This is a genomic window from Pseudarthrobacter sp. TAF60_1, assembly GCF_052113505.1.
Taxonomy (GTDB): Bacteria; Actinomycetota; Actinomycetes; order Actinomycetales; family Micrococcaceae; genus Arthrobacter.
Genome location: NZ_JBFRDI010000001.1, coordinates 186,190 through 204,429, shown reverse-complemented (window position 1 = coordinate 204,429; position 18,240 = coordinate 186,190). Strand labels below are relative to the sequence as shown.

The following is an 18,240-nucleotide window of genomic DNA, read 5'->3' as shown; positions in this document are numbered from 1 at the left end:
ACGTTAGACGTTAGACGTTTGATGTCTACGCTTCTGTGTCGAATCTCTCTGCTGTTCACCTCCCGGGCATAGACTCGGGGCCAGCAGGCCGTTGCGGCCCCGGCGAAGGTGGAAGGACGGCTGGTCATGGCTTCCCAGGAAGTTGAGGTCGAAAAGAAGTACGACGTCGGCGCTGATGCCGAGGTGCCCGACCTTACGGGGGTCGCCGGGGTCGCCCGGGTGGGGGAGCCTCGCGTGGACCACCTCGAAGCGGTGTACTTCGACACCGAAGACTCAGCGCTCGCGGCCCGCCGGATCACCCTCCGCCGCCGCACCGGCGGCAGTGACGCCGGGTGGCACGCGAAGCTGCCGCCGCAGGACGCGAAAGTCGCGGAGTCCGCTTCAGCACCTCAGCGGCGCCGCGAGCTTCAGGCACCGCTCGGCCAGCCCGGCGTCGTTCCTGACATCCTGCTGGCGCACCTGCTGGTGTATCTGCGCGGCGACGATCCGCTGCCTGTTGTCCGGCTGGAGACGCAGCGCACCACCTATCCGCTTTATGGTGAGGACGGGGTGCACCTCGCAGACCTGGCGGATGACCGGGTCAGCGCGCAAATCCTCAAGAGCAGCGGCCCGCCGGACAAAGAAGCTGGAACGCAGCAGTGGCGGGAATGGGAACTCGAACTGGTTCACGGAAGCCCGGACCTGTTTCCCGCCGCCGAAGACACCCTCTCTGCTGCCGGGGCAACCCCGGCGAAGCACAAGTCGAAGCTGGCCAAAGCACTGCAGGAAGCGGGTGGCCCCACGGTTCGGGGAGCGGGTGCCGCCGCTTCGGCAGTGAATCCGCCACATACGAAGCGGCCCCGTAAGAACGGGCCTGTCTCGGACCTTCTGGTTACTTATCTGGCCGGGCAGATCGACGAAATCCTGGCTAACGATCCCGGCGTGCGGCTGGTGCAGCCCGAAGCAGTGCATAACCTCCGGTCGGCCACCCGCCGGTCACGTTCGGCGCTCGGGGCCTATCGGCGGCTCTACAGCGCCGTCACCGTGCGGCGCCTCCGGGATGAGCTGAAGTGGCTCGGCAGCGTGCTGGGAGCGCCGCGGGACGCCGATGTGATGCTGGACCGGTTGCGCGGGCACCTGGCCGAGTTGCCGCCGGGACCGGCCTCGAAGGCGGCAACGGACCGGCTGGAAGAGGAACTAGGCAACACCCTGGACACGGCGTACCGGAAGCTCCAGAAAGCGCTGCTGTCCGAGCGGTATTTCCGGCTCCTGGATGACCTCGAAGCCTTTCGGGACCAGCCGCCGGTCCGGCCGGAGGGCGCCGAGCCGGCACGAAAGGTCGCCCGCAAAGTGGTGGATAAAGCGGCCCGGCGGCTGCGGCGTGCAGCCAAGGCGGCCAAACGATCCCGTCGCGGAGCGCACCATGAGACTGCCCTGCACGACGTCCGCAAGGATGCCAAGCGGCTGCGGCACGTGGCGGAGTCCGTAAGTCCGGTCTCAGGCAAACCGGCGTCGAAAATTGTGAAGGCCGCACACCGGCAGCAGTCGATCCTCGGTGACTTCCACGACAGTGTTGTGGCCAGGGACCTGCTGGCGACGCTGGCCGCGGCGCCGGACCTGCCCGAAGCGGTGGCATCGGCCTTCCTCACGCTCCATACCCGGCAGGTCCAGCTCGCCGCAGAGGCCGAGGCCAAGTACTGGAAAGCGCGGAAGAAGTCCCGCAAGACCTTGCAACACGGGGTCAGATAACGCCCGTCCGAAGCCCTTTATCGGGCGTTTAGTGACCCCGCGTTGCAAATAGTCAGGTGCCCTGCCGTGCGCCGAGCCGGGTCACCGCCAGGGCGAGCCAGAGCTGCACCCTGTCCGCGGTGCGCGACGGATCGTAGCCGGTCAGTTCGGTGATCTGCGCCAGCCGGTAGCGCACGGTGTTCCGGTGCAGGGTCAGGGCCTCGGCGACGGCGGCCACCGAACCGTTGTGGTTCAGGTAGCTCTCCAGCGTGGTCATCAGCTCCGAGCCGTGGGCCGCGTCGAACGTGCGCAGGGGGCTGAGTGACTCGTTGGCCATGTCCGCCAGGGGGACGTCCTCGCTGGCCAGCAGCAGGGACGTCAGGCTGAGGCGCTCGGGCTCGTTGACGGGCAGGCCATGGCTGGCTGCGTCCCGGGCCTCGAAGTAGCTCCAGCGCAGGCCGTTCGGCTTCGTGTACGCGCCGCCGATCCCGATCGTCGCGTGGATCCCCGCCTCCGCCAGGTGGGAGCTGAGCTGGCTCGCCAGCGCGGTTGCCGCGCCGCCGTCGTCGTGCACCACCACTACCAGGTCCTGGCCGACGACGGCGGCCACCGCGTTCTCGAGCGACTGCGGCACCGAGGTGCTCACCAGCGCCTTGTGATGGGCGGCCGACACGGCCAGCAGCACCACGTTCCGCCGTGTGCTGTTGACGCCGACACCGGCCAGCCGGCGCTGGGCCTCGCTCGTCTCGAGGGCGCCGTGGATGACGTCCTCCAGGACCTGGCCGCACAGGGCGCGCTGCGCCTGGCGCTGCTTGACCATGTTGTTCAGCTCCACACTGATGAGGTTCTGGGCGTAGCCGATGATGCCTGAATCCTCGAAGGGCAGGCGGACCCACAGGGTGCAGGCGTCGCGGCGTCCGGTGGGGATGGGGTAGGAGGCCCAGGCTTGCGCGGAGGGAACTTCGGACGTGCTGTTGTACAGGTGGGCCGTGAACTGGGTAAGGGCGATGTCCGTGCGGAGCATGCCACCGAGGTGCTTCAGGAGCTGGGTCAGCCCGCCGCCGGTCAGGAGTGCCCGCGCCAGGATTTGGTGGCCTGCGATCAGGCGCTCCAGTTTGGCGACGTGATCCGCGGATTGTGCGTCCGCCACCAGTTTTCCGATGGCGATGAAGGGCGTTTCATATGGGACCCGGACCACCGGTAGCCCCCAGCGGTTGGCCTCGGCAATGAGCGCGGGCGGAACGTCGTCGTGCGTCAATCCTGTCCCGAATCCGATTCCCACGGCACCCGCGCGCTGGACCTGGCGGACGAACCGGCGCTGCTCCGGCGCGGACCGCAGGCGCATCCCGGTGGTCAGCACCAGCTCGCCGCCGTTCAGGAAACGCTGCGGGTCCTCCAGCTCCGTGACGGCCACCCAGTTGATGTCGTGGTGCCAGGTGGTCTCCGCTAGTCCCGCCTTTGACAGGCGGAGGGACTGTGCGCCGAGCAGCATCGCAAGGGAAATGGCCATGCCTCAAGGATAGGGGCGGGCTGGGCGTCCGCACTAAATACGCCTGCGAACGGTGTGCAGGTGGCTATTCCCGTCCCACGGGCTGGGGCATAGGCTCAGAGCAGTCGCAACACCGTACCGTTCCCCTGAAAGAGGTTGTACACCGTGGTTCAGACCTTGCAGAACTTCATCAACGGCGAGTTCGTCACGCCCGCCGGCACGAGTCTGCTGGACATCGTCAACCCCACCAATGGGGAGGTGGTGGCGAAGGCGCCGGTTTCAGTGCCGGCGGACGTTGACGCCGCCATGGCCGCCGCGAAGGAGGCCTTCAAGAGCTGGAAGAAAGTCACGCCCGGCCAGCGCCAGCTGATGCTCCTCAAACTCGCTGACGCCATTGAAGCCAACAGCGACGAACTCGTGGAGGCCCAGCACCGTAACACCGGCCAGGTACGCTCGCTGATCGCCTCCGAGGAAGTGGCTGCCGGAGCCGACCAGCTGCGCTTCTTCGCCGGCGCCGCCCGCATCCTGGAAGGCAAATCGGCAGGGGAATACTTCGAAGGCCACACCTCCTACGTGCGCCGCGAACCCATTGGCGTGGTGGCGCAGGTGGCGCCCTGGAACTACCCGTTCCTGATGGCCATCTGGAAGATCGGCCCGGCCCTCGCGGCCGGGAACACCGTGGTCCTCAAACCCTCCGACACGACGCCCGAATCCACCCTGGTGCTCGCCAGGCTGGCCGGCGACATCCTGCCTGCGGGCGTTCTCAACGTGGTGCTGGGAACTGGCGAAACGGGCGCCCTGATGGTGGAGCACAAGGTCCCGGGCCTGGTGTCCATCACCGGTTCCGTCCGGGCCGGCATCGCCGTCGCGTCCGGTGCCGCGAAGGGGCTCAAGCGCGCCCACCTGGAGCTCGGCGGCAAGGCCCCGGCCATCGTCTTCAAGGACGCGGACATCAAGAAGAGCGCCGCCGCCATTGCCGAGTTTGCGTTCTTCAACGCCGGCCAGGACTGCACCGCCATCACGCGTGTACTGGTGGAAGACTCCGTGCACGACGACGTCGTGGCCGCCATGGTGGAGCACACCAAGACCCTGCACACCGGCTCGCAGAATGATGAGGACAACTACTTCGGCCCGCTGAACAACGTAAACCACTTCAACGCCGTCACCTCAGTGGTGGAGCACCTCCCGGAGAACTGCAGGATCGTCACCGGCGGCCACCGGGCGGGGGAGAAGGGCTTCTTCTTCGAACCAACCATCGTCACCGGGGCCAAGCAGACGGATGACATCGTGCAGAAGGAAACCTTTGGTCCGGTCATCACGGTGCAGAAGTTCACCACGGAGGCTGAGGCGCTCGAGCTGGCGAACGACGTCGACTACGCCCTTGCATCCAGCGTCTGGACCACCGATCACGGCACGGCCATGCGGATGAGCCGCGACCTGGACTTCGGCGCCGTCTGGATCAACACCCACATCCTGCTCACCGCCGAAATGCCCCACGGCGGCTTCAAACAGTCCGGCTACGGCAAGGACCTGTCCATGTACGGCGTCGAGGACTACACGCGCATCAAGCACGTCATGAGTGCACTCGACTCTTAATACCGCCAGCACCAAGAAAGAGACCCCCATGACCACCACCGCACATGACATCGCCTTCCGGCTGGAACAGAAGCGCCGCGTCCAAAACGATTTCCCGGGCCCCAAGTCCCTCGCCCTGACCGAACGCCGCCGGGCCGTGGTTGCCGCGGGCGTAGCCTCCAGCGTGCCCGTCTATGTGGCCGATGCCGACGGCGGGATCATCCACGACGTGGACGGCAACTCCTTCATCGACCTCGGCTCGGGCATCGCCGTGACCAGCGTCGGCGCGTCCGATCCCGCCGTCGTCGGGGCCGTGAAGGAAGCCGTGGAACACTTCACGCACACCTGTTTCATGGTCACCCCCTACGAGGGCTACGTTGCCGTCGCCGAACAGCTGAACCGACTCACCCCCGGCGACCACGAGAAGCGCACCGTGCTCTTCAACTCCGGTGCCGAGGCAGTGGAGAACGCCGTCAAAGTGGCCCGCCTCGCCACGGGTCGTGACGCCGTCGTCGCCTTCGACCACGCCTACCACGGCCGCACCAACCTGACCATGGCGCTGACGGCCAAAGCCATGCCGTACAAGTCAGGCCCGGCCGGGAGTTTTGGCCCGTTCGCGCCCGAGGTCTACCGCGTGCCGATGAGCTACCCGTACCGTGAGGAAAATCCGGGCCTCACCGGTGCCGAGGCTGCCCGGCGCGCCATCACCATGATTGAAAAGCAGATCGGCGGGGACTTGGTGGCCGCGATCATCATCGAACCCATCCAGGGTGAGGGCGGCTTCATCGTCCCGGCCGAGGGCTTCCTGCCGGCCATGGCTGCCTGGGCCAGGGACAAGGGCATCGTCTTCATCGCCGACGAAGTCCAGTCCGGCTTCTGCCGCACCGGCGAATGGTTCGCGGTGAACCATGAGGGCGTGGTCCCGGACATCATCGCCATGGCCAAGGGGATCGCCGGCGGCATGCCGCTCTCCGCCATCACCGGCCGCGCGGACCTGCTCGACGCCGTCCACGCGGGCGGACTGGGCGGCACCTACGGAGGAAACCCCGTGGCGTGCGCCGCGGCCCTTGCTGCCATCGGCTCCATGGAGGAGTACGGCCTGGCCGGGCGGGCGCGCCACATCGAGGAACTGGCCACCGGCCGGCTGCGCACCCTTCAGGAAGAACTGGCCGGCGTCGGGAAGGCGGTCATCGGTGACGTCCGGGGCCGCGGTGCGATGCTGGCCATCGAACTGGTCCAGGCCGGCTCGAAGGAGCCCAACCCCGAGCTGACCAAAACGGTGGCGGCGGCCTGCCTCAAGGAGGGCGTCATCATCCTCACCTGCGGCACGTATGGCAACGTCATCCGCCTGCTGCCGCCGCTGGTGATCACCGACGAGCTGTTGACCGACGGCCTGGATGTCCTGGCCGCCGCCATCAAGGCCAACGCCTAGCGGCCCGCCGTCAGGCGCGCCGCGCGGCAACTAGCCGCTACTTCAGGAAGGCGTCGCTGAACAGCAGCTGGAGGCCTTCAGCCATGGTGGGGTGGGTGATGACGGCATCGCGCACCTGCTGGTAGCGCAGTCCACCCAGCATCGCCATCTGGACAACGGCGGTGACTTCGCTGGCCTCGGCGCTTAGCAGCCCGGCCACGACCGCGTTCGGGCTGGCCGTGGAGATCGGGGAATGGACCCGCTTCACCGGAGCGTCCATCGGCTCATACCCGGGGTTGGTCCCAATCGAAAACTCCTCCGGCCAACCCGATACCAGGGCCTGATCACCAGGCCGGGAACACCTACGCCCGCAAACTCCCCATTGAAGCCGCCTGGCGGCACGGCCGCCCCTACGCCCGACCCGGGAAACGACTGCTGCGCCTGCTCGATCACGTCGGCCGGCAACGTGGATCCGCGCCCTAGAAGGAACCACCGGCCCACCACAAGTGGGAAGTCTTCGATGACCGGCACAAAAATGTCAGTCAAGGCCAACACCGCGATCGCCCGCGAACTCGCCGGTTGGTGCTGGTCACTGGGCGCCCGCTCCAACAAGGACAACCCATGAACGCGGCCTGACCCCGAACAAGCCCCCGGACGTCGTGTAGAAGCAGTGGCAGCACACGGTTTAATTGGGACAGAGCTATGAGCAGACGGACCCAACCGTCGACGCTCGATGCTCGACACCGATACGCTCCACCCGAACACATGATCAGGCGGTAACCAACCCCGAACATCAGCCTGACACTGCAGTCGAAATAGACCCACCCTCCAACACCGGCGACCGGCCGGCGTACAATGGACGGCTTCTAGGAAAAAACCCACGAGCCGGTCGTCCATGCCTCCTGACAACCGGAACTACAGATCAGCTTTGAGGATGCGGTAGTCGTCAGAGCACGCTTGGTTGAACAGCGGGGTACCGTCACCATGGTGTCTACCACGCTCTTGGCGGATCGCCAGGCCTGATACCCCCGACGTGCGCTCTTTCTCGTCACGCCTTTGAGTCCAGCACGACTAACGCGGATAGGTGAGCCCACCGGGACGCCCCTACCTAAGTACCCCTAACGAATCTTTGCGAGTACAAGTTACTCGTGTTCGATTTCCGAGGGCCCCATATGTTTAGACGCACCGACTGGCTGACGTCGGCCCCGGAAAGCCGGAACTCTTGGGAGATTCGAATGACTGCACTTCGTTCAATTGTACTGACCCAGACGCCACCACAGGAGAGCGAATACCCCCTCCTGAGCGGACTCAAATCGCGGCGGCGTGAGGCCGTGGACTTGGAAGTAGTGATCCCCGCGTACAACGAGGCTGGCCGATTACCGTCTACCCTCAGCAATACGGTGGAATTTCTAAGTGCACAGTCTTGGAGTTCCCGTATCGTCGTGGTTGACAACGGCAGTGCCGATGACACGGGATTTGTGGCGCGCAGGATGTCTGTCTCCAATAGTCGAGTTCCGATCGTACTCATCGGTTGCTCCAGACCAGGCAAAGGCGCCGCGGTCCGGAGAGGGCTACTGAGTGGAACATCCACTTACACTGGATTCTTCGATGCCGACCTGGCCACCCCACTTGACACTTTGACAGCTGCAATGGAGCACCTCAAGCTCGGTGCGAGCGCTGTTATAGCCTCGCGCCATTCGCCCGGTTCCACATTTGTCCGGCGCCAGCAGTTTGGGCGCAGGCTTGGCGGCGCGGCGTTCCGGGTCCTGACTAGCTCCATGGTCAAAGGTGTTTGCGATACCCAGTGTGGTTTCAAATTCTTCGAGCGGGGGGCCGTCACTAGGGCAATGGTTCAATGCCGAACCGCCGGGTTTGCTTTTGATGTTGAGATGCTCCGGCGGCTGCAACAAGAGGGCGGCCGGATTATCGAGATCCCTGTGGCCTGGACAGACGGGGCGGATTCGACATTCCATCCGGTCCGGGACGGCTTAGCCAGTTTCTTGTCCCTCGTGCAGATGCAACGGTCGCTGTGATGGGGGTCGCGGACGGCAATCCCTTGAAGTATTTCGAGGGCCAGCATGTCCTTGTCTTGAACTGGCGCGACATCAATCACTCACAAGCTGGCGGTGCGGAGCAGTTCATGCACCAGATTTCAAAGCGTTGGGTTGCTGCCGGTGTGCATGTGACGTGGTTGACCAGCCGGGACATGCACCAAGCTCCCACAGATACTATTGATGGCGTTGACATAGTACGCGGCGGTGGGCCCCTCACTCTGTATTGGCAGGCGGCCCTGAGTTTGCTCCGCACGCGGCAAAGGATCGACGCCGTGGTCGACTGCCAGAACGGCATTCCGTTCTTCTCGCCCTTGTTCGTTACGCAGAGCACGCCTGTTGTCCAGGTGGTGCATCACGTCCACCAGAAGCAGTTTAGGACCCGTTTCTCTCCACCGCTCGCCGCACTGGGCAGGTTCCTGGAGGGAAACGCCGCCCGTACCATTTACGGCTCCCGCGCCGTTGCGGCGGTCTCGCCCTCTACCAGGATGGAACTTCGCAGTCTCGGCTATCAGGGGCCGATCCATATTGTGCCGAACGGTACGGGTGAGGTACCCGAGAGAGTCGGTCCGAGGGATCCGGACCCCACCATTACGATCGTCAGCCGCCTGGTTCCCCATAAGAGGATCGACATCCTAATTGGCCAGATCGCCGCGGCAGCACAGGAGATTCCCAACCTCCGGGCGGAGATAGTGGGGGATGGCCCGGAGCGAGCCCGACTGGAGCAGATTGTTCTAGACCTTGGTATGTATTCCAACTTCACGTTTCATGGATATCAACCGGACTCGGTACGGGATGGGCTGCTAAACCGCGCATGGCTGACCATGTCTGCTTCTGACGCTGAAGGCTGGGGCTGCTCCGTGATCGAAGCAGCTGCTTGGGGCGTTCCCTGCTTAGCTTTGCGGGCACCGGGTATCCGCGACAGCGTAGTGGACGGGACAACAGGGTGGCTCGTGGATTCTGTATCGGAACTGGGCGTGGTTCTCAAGAATCGCTTGGCTGAGTTGTCTGATTTGGGCACGCGGACTGCGTTTTCTGAGGCATGCCAGGAATGGGCGCGCTGCTTCAACTGGGATCGGAGTTCGGCACTGCTGGCGGGAGTTCTCATGGAACAAACGAAAGGAGCTTCGCGCCTGAGGGGCATCAACCGGAGAGGAGTGCGGCGGGACATGTCCACGGTTGCCCAGTTCATATTACCCGCAGGAGCAGCGCTGTCCAGCATCCTGACAGCTACGGATGAGGTGGCCGAAAGTGAAGGTACAACCGTGGCTGTACTGAAGGGATGCGATGAGTTTGAGGCGTCTGTTGCCCTAAGAAGGGTGGGCGTTGAAGATGCGCTGCTGTGGCCGGCGACGCGGAGCGATCTCCTGGCAGGACCCGAAATGGCTCTTAGGGCCGAAACCAGGGTAAGGCACTGAAACTGCTAGGGAAGGGGCAAGAGAGTGGCGACCAGCAGCAACTCAGTCGTAAGTAAACGGCGTTTGCGGATCCTACATTTGGGCTTCGAAGATCCCAAGATGCCTGGGGCAGGGGGAGGGTCGGTGCGCACTCAAGAGATTAACAAACGACTCGCGGCAAGTGGGCATTCCGTCACGGTCCTCACCACCCGTTACCCGGGTTGGAGCGCTCGCACCCAGGACGGAGTGGCGTATATCCCCCTTGGGTTCGGGCAAGGCAGAACCCGGCTGGCACGGTTGCTCGGGTACTGCCTTCGGCTGCCCTTGGAAGTTTGGAGACGCCGAAAAGCGGCAGACCTTGTGGTCGAGGATTTTTTTGCCCCCTTTTCTTCCATGGCTGCCCCATTATGGACCGGAAAGCCCACCATTGGGGTGGTGCAGTGGCTTCACGCTCGCGAGAAGTCTCGCGAGTACAAACTTCCGTTCCATTGGATTGAAAGAGCAGGAGTACGCCAGCACCATAGTTTGATTGCGGTCTCCAAGGGCACGGGTGAACAGTTGCAGCTGATGAACCCGGCTGTGAGGGTTGACGTGATCGGTAATGGGATCGATCAGCGTGCACTAAAAATACCCTGGCAGTTGGGCGCCGATATCCTTTACATTGGACGACTTGAGTTCGCTGGAAAGGGCATTGACCTCCTCCTGAAGGCTTGGGCTCAAGCTTCACAGAAGATTGCGGGAAATCTCCTCATAGCAGGAGCTGGGCCCGATGAGCAGGAAATTCGTGATGCAATCGTCGCTGCCAACCTCAGTCACCGTGTGTACCTTCTTGGTTGGATAAGCGGCCAGGAGAAGCTTGAACTGCTCGCCGCCGCGAGGATTGTGGTGGTCCCTTCACGCGCTGAGACTTTCGGTCTGGTGGCGGTAGAGGCATTAGCCTCGGGCACGCCGGTTATTGCTTTTGACATACCCTGCCTCAGGGAAGTTGTGCCGCCGGGCTGCGGCTGGGTGGTCCGCCCGTTTGATGTCGCGGCATTGGCGGAGGAAATGTCCAAGCGGTACGAGGACCGCGTGGAGCTCGCCGAGACCGCTGCGGCAGGCCGAAAGTTTGCGGCCGGATTCAGTTGGGATGTCCTTGCCTGCAGGCAGCTGGAGGCGTATTCCGCGGTGGCCGCCCCCGTCATAACTGCAGGGAGGAACGTGTGAAGTCCACAGCACCGTCGTACCTTGGCCAATCCTTTTCCACCAGCGAGCCGTGGCTGTTTCTATCACCGCACCTGGATGACGCAGTCCTATCCTGTGGCGCCCTCATGGCATCGGAGGCCCCAAAACGGGAAATTGTGGTGCTGACTCTGTTCACGGAATGCAGCCCGACCCCCCACTCAAGGGCGGCCAGGTCCTTCCTGCGCCAGTGTTCAGCCAACGATGCCAGCGCGCTTTTTAAGGCGCGCAGACAAGAGGACGTTGCCGTCCTGACAGGTTTGGGTATCAGGTTCAGGCATTTGGGGGCGACGGATGCGCTATTCCGACGGCGGCGGGAGGTGCTCATCGGCAGTTCGGCATTGGGAAAGGCAATACCGGAACTCGTACACCGCTATCCCACCTACAGGCTCGATATCGCGTTGGGAAGGGTTTCCCGAGGTGACAGAGGGCTGATCACTGACTTGCGGGACACGGTTCAGCGAGAGATCGAGGAGTTCAAGGCGGGACTGGTGTTCTGTCCGATTGGGGTAGGCAGGCATGTCGACCACCTGATCACCAGGAGGGTGGGTGAAGGATCGGCGGAACAACGGGCCGTGTATTACTCGGACTTTCCATACAATCAAGATCAGCAGCCAGACCCGGCGTTCATGGAAAGCCGGAAACTCTCTGAATGGCATTGGAGCGAAGGGATTGAGGCCAAGCAACAACACGTGCGTCAATACGTGACCCAGGCAGCCGCGTTGTTTCCCGATGGCCGTATACCGGCAGCGCCCGAAATCTACTACATCTAGGAAGTGCCCCCGGGAGTTCCGTCTCCCCTGAACGACAGGCTAGACCTCGTGGCGCCAAGGCGAACGCGTAGCCGCTACTTCAGGAAGGCGTCGCTGAACAGCAGCTGGAGGCCTTCAGCCATGGTGGGGTGGGTGATGACGGCATCGCGCACCTGCTGGTAGCGCAGTTCACCCAGCATCGCCATCTGGACAACGGCGGTGACTTCGCTGGCCTCGGCGCTGAGCAGCGCAGCGCCCAGGATCAGGCCGGTGTCCCGGTCGACGACGGCCTTCCAGACGCCGTCGAGCTCGCCGATGGTGCGGGCCCGCGGGATGGCGGAAACGGGCATGCGGGCAATCCGGACGTTGTACCCGGCCGCGCGTGCTTCGGACTCAGTCAGGCCAACGCGGCCCAGCTCGGGCGTGATGAACACGGCGTAGGGAACCAGCCGGTCCGTGGTGCTGAGGTTGCCGCCGGCCAAGTTGGCTTTGAGGATGCGGTAGTCGTTCCAGGACGCGTGGGTGAACTGCGGCGAACCGGCAACATCCCCGGCCGCCCACATGCCATCGGCAGTTGTGCGGAGGTGCTGGTCCACCGCCACGAACCCGCGCGGCGTCAGGTCGACGCCGGTCTTCTCCAGTCCCAGCCCCGCCGTGACAGGCGTGCGGCCCAGCGCCACCAGGATGTCCTCCGCGGTGACGGTGGCGCCGTCGGACAGGTCCACTGTTACGGATCCGTCGGCTGCGCGGGTGACCTTGGTGGCCTCCACACCGAGACGCATCTCGATGCCGTCACGCCTGAAAACCTCCCCGACAGCCCCGCCCACATCGGCGTCCTCACGGCCCAGCAGGTGCGCCCCGCGGTGAACCACGGTGACGCGGACGCCCATGAGATGCAGCATTGACGCATATTCGGCGCCGATATAACCGCCGCCGAGCACCACCATGCTGCGCGGCAGTTCTTCGAGCCGCAGGATGCTCTCGCTGGTGAGGACGTTGGCACCGGCAAGGCCGTCGATGGGTGGCAGGGCAGGAACCATGCCGGTGTTGATGACCACGTTGGTTCCGCTGATGGTGCGGGTGCCGCCGCCGTCGAGAGCCACTTCAACGGTGCGTTCTGCAACGAACTTGGCCTCGCCGATCACCAGGTCCATGCCGGAGCCGAGGAACGCCTTCCGTTGGCCGGCCACCATGGTGTCCACAACGTCGTCCTTGCGGTGGCGCAGCCGGTTGACGTCGATCGCGGGAGACTCGGCTCCGGTGATGCCGAATTCAGCGGCCCTCCCCATGGTTTTCAGGAGCCGGGCGCTGTTGACGAGGGTTTTGGTGGGGATGCAGGCCACGTTGATGCACGTGCCGCCGATCATGCCGCGTTCCACCATGGCGACGCTCTGGCCCGCCGCGGCCAGGTCCATGGCGAGGGACTTCCCTGCCTTGCCGCCACCGATGACGAGCAGATCCACGTTATGTGGCTTCATCGAGCTTGACCCTCTTCCGAGCCGAAGATTTTTTGCCTGCCGTCCGCAGCATATCCACAGTAAGGACCAGCAGCGCCAGCCACACCACCCCGAAACCGATCCAGCGGTCCGGCGTCATGGCTTCCTTGAAGACGAGCAGTGCCACGACAAACTGGAGCATGGGGGCCACGTACTGCAGCAGCCCGATGGTGGTCAGCGGAAGCCGGCGGGCCGATGCCCCGAAGAACAGCAGCGGCACTGCCGTGAGCACGCCCGACGACGCCAGGAGCCAGAAATGACCGGGGCCCTCGGTGGCCAGGGTAGCCGTCCCGTTCAGAGCGAGGAACACCATGGTGGCCGCGGCAACAGGAGCCAGCACCATAGTCTCGACGCTGAGGCTTGTCACCGCATCCACTTTGGGGCCAACCCGGTTCTTCACGAACCCGTACAGGCCGAAACTGAAGGCGAGGGTCAGGGCGATCCACGGCAGTTTGCCGTAGCTCACTGTGAGTACAGCCACGGCAACAAAGCCGATTCCGACGGCGGCCCACTGCAGGGCGCGCAGCTTCTCCTTCAGGACAATCACGCCGAGGAGGACCGAGACCAGAGGGTTGATGAAGTAACCCAGGGAGGCTTCAACGGCCTGGCCGGTGGTCACGCCGTAGGTGTAGGTCAGCCAGTTGACTGCGATGAGGGCGCCGGCGATCGCCAGGGCGCCGAAGACGGAACGGTCGCGGAAGGCGTTGGCCAGGGCGGGCCACGCCCGCGTGACCGTGATCAGCACTGCGCAGAAAAGCAGCGACCACACCACGCGGTTGGCCACGATCTCCACCGGCCCGGCGGGCAGGAGCGCAATGAAGTAGAGGGGCAGCAGCCCCCACAGCCCGTAAGCGCCGAAGCCGAACAGGATTCCCGCCGTCGTCTCTTTGTCCACGGCCTTCGGCCCGGGAGCCTTGCCGCCGGGCGTCCCGGGCTTGCCCGCGTTTCCCGCAGTCTTTACAGCGGTGGCTTTGGTGGCGGGGGCGGGACCGAGGGGAGTAGGCACGTCTCCCATAACATCACGCTCCCGGCGGGTATTCCGCCGAATCGTCAGTAGGCTTGGCTTTATGGAACGGACGAACCGGCAGGATGCCACACCGTGAGGCTCCGCCGCAGTAATGCCAACGGCCGCGGCTACCGGCGCGTGGCCGCAGGGACGGGCTTCAGCTACCGCGACCTGGACGGCTCCACCTTGCCGCCCGGGCCCATCCGGGACCGGTTGGAAAGCATCGGGATCCCGCCGGCCTGGAAGGACGTCTGGATCGCACCGTTCGAGAACGGGCACATCCAGGCGACAGGCGAGGATGCCGTGGGGCGGCGCCAGTACATTTATCATCCGGAGTGGCGTGAGCGGAAAGACCGGCTGAAGTTCGACCGCGCACTGCAGCTGGCCGAGTCGCTGCCCGCCGCCCGCCGGCTTGTCACCCTTGACCTGCGCAGCGACGGCGTTGGCCGGGAACGCGTCCTTGCGGCGGCGTTCCGGATGCTGGACAGCGGATCCCTGCGGGTGGGCTCCGAGCGGTACACCAACGAGAACGGCAGCCGAGGCCTGGCCACCCTGCTGTGCGCGCACGTCCGTGTCCGCAGGGAGACCCTTGAGCTGAGATTCCCGGCCAAGAGCGGCAAAGACTGGGAATCGGAAATCCACGACGCCGATCTTGCCGCCCTCGTGCGGACCCTGAAGCGCCGCGGTGGTAACGCGCGTCTGCTGGCCTACAAGAACGGGCGGAGCTGGCATCCGGTGACCAGCGCCGAGATCAACGGCTACGTCAAGGAGCGGACAGGCCTGGATTTCACGGCCAAGGACTTCAGGACCCTGCGCGGGACCGTGGCGGCCGCGCTCAGCCTGGCACGCAGCGGGCCCCAGAAAAAGGTGGCGGCCCGGAAGCGCGCCATCAGTATGGCCATGGAGGAGGCGGCAGCCGTGCTGGGGAACACGCCGTCGATCGCCCGCAAAAGCTACGTTGATCCACGGCTGCTGGATCACTTTGCCGCGGGGGAGACCATCGATCCTCACCGGCCGCAGTCCGCCGAGTCCGAACTCCGCGCGCTGCTGTACCGCGAAGGTGATGTGGTGCCGCTGCAAAAAAGCGGGTAGACGCCCGTCCGTATCTGCGTCCTGCCGCACACACTTCGAACCTGCGGACATTTAGACTGGGTGCACTCTGCATTGTGTGCTGTACGAAGTGCCTTCGGCGCAAATCCTCCTTCCAGAAGGGCTCCCGGTGTCCAACCCAGGCGAAACCACCTCCCAGCGTCCACTCCGTGTTGCCATCGTCGGCGCCGGGCCGGCAGGTGTGTACGCGGCGGACATCCTGACCAAGTCCAACGGCGTCAAGGACGGCGACTTCGAGGTCAGCATCGACCTGTTCGAGGCCTACCCGGCGCCGTACGGCCTGATCCGCTACGGTGTGGCGCCCGACCATCCGCGCATCAAGGGCATCGTCAACGCCCTGCATAAGGTCCTGGACCGCGGCGACATCCGCTTCCTCGGCAACGTCACCTACGGCCGCGACCTCACCCTGCACGACTTCCGCGCCTTCTACGACGCCGTGATCTTTTCGACCGGCGCCATCAAGGACGCTGACCTGCCCATCCCCGGCATCGACCTGGCCGGCTCCTTTGGCGGAGCGGACTTTGTGTCCTGGTACGACGGCCACCCCGATGTACCCCGCGAGTGGCCGCTGGATGCCAAGGAAATTGCGGTGATCGGCAACGGTAACGTGGCTTTGGATGTCGCCCGGATGCTGGCCAAGCACGCCGATGAGCTGCTCACCACGGAGATCCCGGACAACGTTTACGCCGGCCTGAAGGCCTCGCCTGTCACGGACGTGCACGTCTTCGGCCGCCGCGGCCCCGCCCAGGTGAAGTTCACCCCGCTGGAGCTGCGCGAACTGAGCCACATGAAGGACGTGGACATTGTGCTGTACCCGGAGGACTTCGAATTCGATGAAGCCTCCGATGACGCCATCCGCAGCAACAACCAGATCAAAACCATGGTGAACACCCTCACCAACTGGCTCGTGGAGGAGCACGCCGAAGCGGACGAACCGTCCTCCCGCCGCCTGCACCTTCACTTCCTGCACAGCCCCGTCGAAATTTACGACGACGGCGGGTCCGGCCACGTGGCCGGCATCAAGTTCGAGCGGATGGAGCTGGACGGGACCGGCAACGTCAAGGGCACCGGCGAGTTCGTGGACTACCCCGTCCAGGCCGTGTACCGCGCCATCGGATACCACGGTTCACCGCTGGACGAGCTGGAATACGACGCCAAACGCGGCGTGGTCCCCAACGAGGGCGGCCGGGTACTGGACGCCGAGGGCAACGCTGTCCCGGGAATCTACGCCACCGGCTGGATCAAGCGCGGACCGGTGGGCCTGATCGGACACACCAAGGGCGACGCCCTGGAGACCATCGGCTTCCTCCTGGAGGACCGGCTCACCCTGCCCCCTGCCCAAAACCCTGATCCGCAGGCTATTATCGATCTCCTCCATGAGCGCGGCGTTGAATACACCACGTGGGAGGGCTGGATCAAGCTCGACGCACACGAAGCAGCCCTCGGCGCAGAATGGGTCGGCGGCGACGGGACGGCCGACGTCGTACGTGAACGCATCAAAGTAGTACCGCGCGAGGACATGATCAACATCTCCCGCGCCTAGTGCAAGTTGGAGTTCAATGAGGAACCTGATTCAGCCCCCACTACTTGGCGGTGAAGCGCCAGCGGCGGCCCAACGGCATGCCCTGGCCGCCCATGAGCAGCTCGATACCCCGGCATTTTTCGGTGCCCCGGAGCTGCCCGGGCTGCGCAGCCTGATCCGGGAGTCCTGGCAGCGGTCCGCCAAATTGCAGGCCAACCCTGACAACCCCGAAGCGCCCCTGGCCCTGGACACGGACGAGCTTGAGGATTACCGGCGGCAGCACCCGCTGGCAAGCATCATGCCCGTGATCCACAAACTCCTGGTTTTGCCCAGCCACGACAGCGGCCTGCTCGTGGCGGTGGGCGACGAGGTGGGCCGGCTGCTCTGGGTGGAAGGCGATCCGGCCCTGCAGCGCCGTGCCGAAGGCATGATGTTCGTGCCGGGCGCCGACTGGTCCGAAGCCACGGTAGGCACCAGCGCCCCCGGAACTGCGCTGGCCCTGGGCCGCGGCATCCAGATTTCCGGCGCTGAGCACTACCAGCGGTCCGTGCACTCGTGGAGCTGCACCGCCGTTCCCTTCCACGATCCGGATTCCGGTGCGCTGCTGGGTGTTGTGGACATCACGGGCAAGGCCAGTGCGGTGGCACCCCACACGTTGTCGCTCGTCGAGGCGACGGTCGCTGCAGCCCAGGCGCAGCTCCGCGTTGAACGGCTGCAGCTGGCGGCCACCCTTGCCAGCCGGCCGGCCCGACGACGGAACACCAGCACCGCGGGGTCACGGTCGGCCGGGCCAGGTTCGGCGCGGGCCGGGGGAGCGGGCGCCGGCGGGGTTAAGGAGGGCAGCCTCTACCGCAACAGCCTGCAGCTTCTGGGCCGCGACCAGGCCTTGCTCAGCATCGAAGGCAAGACTGTGGCGCTCTCCGCCCGGCACAGTGAAATCCTCGCCCTCCTCAGCACCCACCCGGACGGCCTGAGCGCCGAGGAGCTTTCTGTCCTGCTGTACCCCGGAGACGGGTCCACCATGACGCTCCGCGCCGAAATGGTCCGGCTCCGCAAGATCCTGCAGCAGCTCAACCCGGCCGCCGTCCCCGAATCCCGGCCCTACAAGCTCAGCATGGACCTCGTCCCGGACAGCGGCCAAGTGCTGAACTGCCTCCAGCGCGGGGCCCACCGGATCGCACTGGAGATTTACCGCGGCGCGGTGCTGCCGCGCTCCGAAGCGCCGGGCATCATCGACCTGCGCGACAGGGTCTCCTCGCTCATGCGTGAAGCGGTGCTGACTGACGGCAGTGCAGAGACGCTGCTCAGGTACGCGGCGCTGCCCGAGGCAAGGGACGACGTCGGGGTCCGGCTTGCTGCCCTAAGACTGCTGCCTGCCCGCTCACCCAAGCGCGCCGCCGTCGTCGCCGATCTTGAGCGGCTGGAAGCCGAACTGAGCGCCTAACCACGTTCCGCCGGTGGTGGGTGTTCCCGGTGGTCGGGCCTGCCGAGACGCAGCCGGGG

Annotated in this window: 14 protein-coding genes; 10 read left to right on the top strand and 4 right to left on the bottom strand. The window is 64.9% G+C overall.

What is annotated here, in order from left to right; translation table 11 throughout:
• Positions 1–126: 126 nt before the first annotated feature.
• The gene (locus tag AB4Y73_RS01010) at positions 127–1,728 is read left to right on the top strand and encodes a CYTH and CHAD domain-containing protein (protein WP_441867444.1); all 1,602 of its coding nucleotides are present in this window, start codon (positions 127–129) and stop codon (positions 1,726–1,728) included.
• A gap of 52 nt (positions 1,729–1,780) precedes the next feature.
• On the opposite strand, the gene AB4Y73_RS01005 is transcribed toward AB4Y73_RS01010, so the two are convergent.
• The gene (locus AB4Y73_RS01005; RefSeq protein WP_441867441.1) at positions 1,781–3,217 is read right to left on the bottom strand and encodes a PucR family transcriptional regulator; all 1,437 of its coding nucleotides are present in this window, start codon (positions 3,215–3,217) and stop codon (positions 1,781–1,783) included.
• A gap of 144 nt (positions 3,218–3,361) precedes the next feature.
• Here AB4Y73_RS01005 and AB4Y73_RS01000 point away from each other — a divergent pair, with 144 nt between their 5' ends.
• Positions 3,362–4,792: an aminobutyraldehyde dehydrogenase gene (locus AB4Y73_RS01000; RefSeq protein ID WP_441867438.1), complete on the top strand. Its 1,431-nt coding sequence runs from the start codon at positions 3,362–3,364 to the stop codon at positions 4,790–4,792.
• A gap of 28 nt (positions 4,793–4,820) precedes the next feature.
• Positions 4,821–6,203, top strand: coding sequence for a 4-aminobutyrate--2-oxoglutarate transaminase (gene gabT, locus AB4Y73_RS00995; protein WP_441867435.1), 1,383 nt, complete (start codon positions 4,821–4,823; stop codon positions 6,201–6,203).
• A 37-nt stretch (positions 6,204–6,240) separates the two neighbouring features.
• Here the strand turns inward: gabT and AB4Y73_RS00990 are convergent, their stop codons facing one another.
• A complete protein-coding gene (locus AB4Y73_RS00990; protein WP_441867432.1) occupies positions 6,241–6,450 on the bottom strand; it encodes a hypothetical protein in 210 nt (69 codons plus the stop codon).
• A gap of 904 nt (positions 6,451–7,354) precedes the next feature.
• Here AB4Y73_RS00990 and AB4Y73_RS00985 point away from each other — a divergent pair.
• The 4 genes from AB4Y73_RS00985 (at position 7,355) to AB4Y73_RS00970 (ending at position 11,624) form a co-directional block, all read left to right on the top strand.
• Positions 7,355–8,215 (top strand): glycosyltransferase, encoded by an 861-nt coding sequence (locus tag AB4Y73_RS00985; RefSeq protein WP_441867429.1) that lies wholly within the window; start codon positions 7,355–7,357, stop codon positions 8,213–8,215.
• A 23-nt stretch (positions 8,216–8,238) separates the two neighbouring features.
• Positions 8,239–9,651 carry a glycosyltransferase family 4 protein gene (locus tag AB4Y73_RS00980; protein WP_441867426.1) on the top strand — a complete coding sequence of 471 codons (1,413 nt, stop codon included), beginning with the start codon at positions 8,239–8,241 and terminating at the stop codon, positions 9,649–9,651.
• Between the two features lie 99 nt (positions 9,652–9,750).
• Entirely contained in the window at positions 9,751–10,836 is a 1,086-nt protein-coding gene (locus AB4Y73_RS00975; RefSeq protein WP_441867938.1) for a glycosyltransferase family 4 protein, read from the top strand.
• Complete coding sequence (locus tag AB4Y73_RS00970; protein ID WP_441867423.1) at positions 10,833–11,624, top strand: PIG-L deacetylase family protein; 792 nt, start codon at positions 10,833–10,835, stop codon at positions 11,622–11,624. Before AB4Y73_RS00975 ends, AB4Y73_RS00970 begins: the two co-directional genes overlap by 4 nt.
• 74 nt (positions 11,625–11,698) lie before the next feature.
• On the opposite strand, the gene AB4Y73_RS00965 is transcribed toward AB4Y73_RS00970, so the two are convergent.
• Positions 11,699–13,081: a dihydrolipoyl dehydrogenase family protein gene (locus AB4Y73_RS00965; RefSeq protein ID WP_441867420.1), complete on the bottom strand. Its 1,383-nt coding sequence runs from the start codon at positions 13,079–13,081 to the stop codon at positions 11,699–11,701.
• Entirely contained in the window at positions 13,068–14,114 is a 1,047-nt protein-coding gene (gene rarD, locus AB4Y73_RS00960; RefSeq protein ID WP_441867417.1) for an EamA family transporter RarD, read from the bottom strand. The genes AB4Y73_RS00965 and rarD overlap by 14 nt, the downstream gene beginning before the upstream one ends.
• An 84-nt stretch (positions 14,115–14,198) precedes the next feature.
• Between rarD and AB4Y73_RS00955 the strand changes: the two genes are divergently transcribed.
• The 3 genes from AB4Y73_RS00955 (at position 14,199) to AB4Y73_RS00945 (ending at position 18,181) form a co-directional block, all read left to right on the top strand.
• Positions 14,199–15,197 (top strand): DNA topoisomerase IB, encoded by a 999-nt coding sequence (locus AB4Y73_RS00955; protein WP_441867414.1) that lies wholly within the window; start codon positions 14,199–14,201, stop codon positions 15,195–15,197.
• A gap of 127 nt (positions 15,198–15,324) precedes the next feature.
• The gene (locus AB4Y73_RS00950; protein ID WP_441867411.1) at positions 15,325–16,758 is read left to right on the top strand and encodes an FAD-dependent oxidoreductase; all 1,434 of its coding nucleotides are present in this window, start codon (positions 15,325–15,327) and stop codon (positions 16,756–16,758) included.
• Positions 16,759–16,774: 16 nt separating this feature from the next.
• Positions 16,775–18,181 (top strand): GAF domain-containing protein, encoded by a 1,407-nt coding sequence (locus AB4Y73_RS00945; protein WP_441867408.1) that lies wholly within the window; start codon positions 16,775–16,777, stop codon positions 18,179–18,181.
• Positions 18,182–18,240: the final 59 nt, after the last annotated feature.

Excerpts from the sequence above, each read along its gene's own strand:
- AB4Y73_RS00945 (WP_441867408.1), top strand. The coding sequence starts at position 16,775 with ATGAGGAACCTGATTCAGCCCCCACTACTTGGCGGTGAAGCGCCAGCG.
- AB4Y73_RS00985 (WP_441867429.1), top strand. The coding sequence starts at position 7,355 with ATGTTTAGACGCACCGACTGGCTGACGTCGGCCCCGGAAAGCCGGAAC.
- AB4Y73_RS01010 (WP_441867444.1), top strand. The coding sequence starts at position 127 with ATGGCTTCCCAGGAAGTTGAGGTCGAAAAGAAGTACGACGTCGGCGCT.
- AB4Y73_RS01005 (WP_441867441.1), bottom strand. The coding sequence starts at position 3,217 with ATGGCCATTTCCCTTGCGATGCTGCTCGGCGCACAGTCCCTCCGCCTG.
- rarD (WP_441867417.1), bottom strand. The coding sequence starts at position 14,114 with ATGGGAGACGTGCCTACTCCCCTCGGTCCCGCCCCCGCCACCAAAGCC.
- AB4Y73_RS00975 (WP_441867938.1), top strand. The coding sequence starts at position 9,751 with ATGCCTGGGGCAGGGGGAGGGTCGGTGCGCACTCAAGAGATTAACAAA.
- gabT (WP_441867435.1), top strand. The coding sequence starts at position 4,821 with ATGACCACCACCGCACATGACATCGCCTTCCGGCTGGAACAGAAGCGC.
- AB4Y73_RS00965 (WP_441867420.1), bottom strand. The coding sequence starts at position 13,081 with ATGAAGCCACATAACGTGGATCTGCTCGTCATCGGTGGCGGCAAGGCA.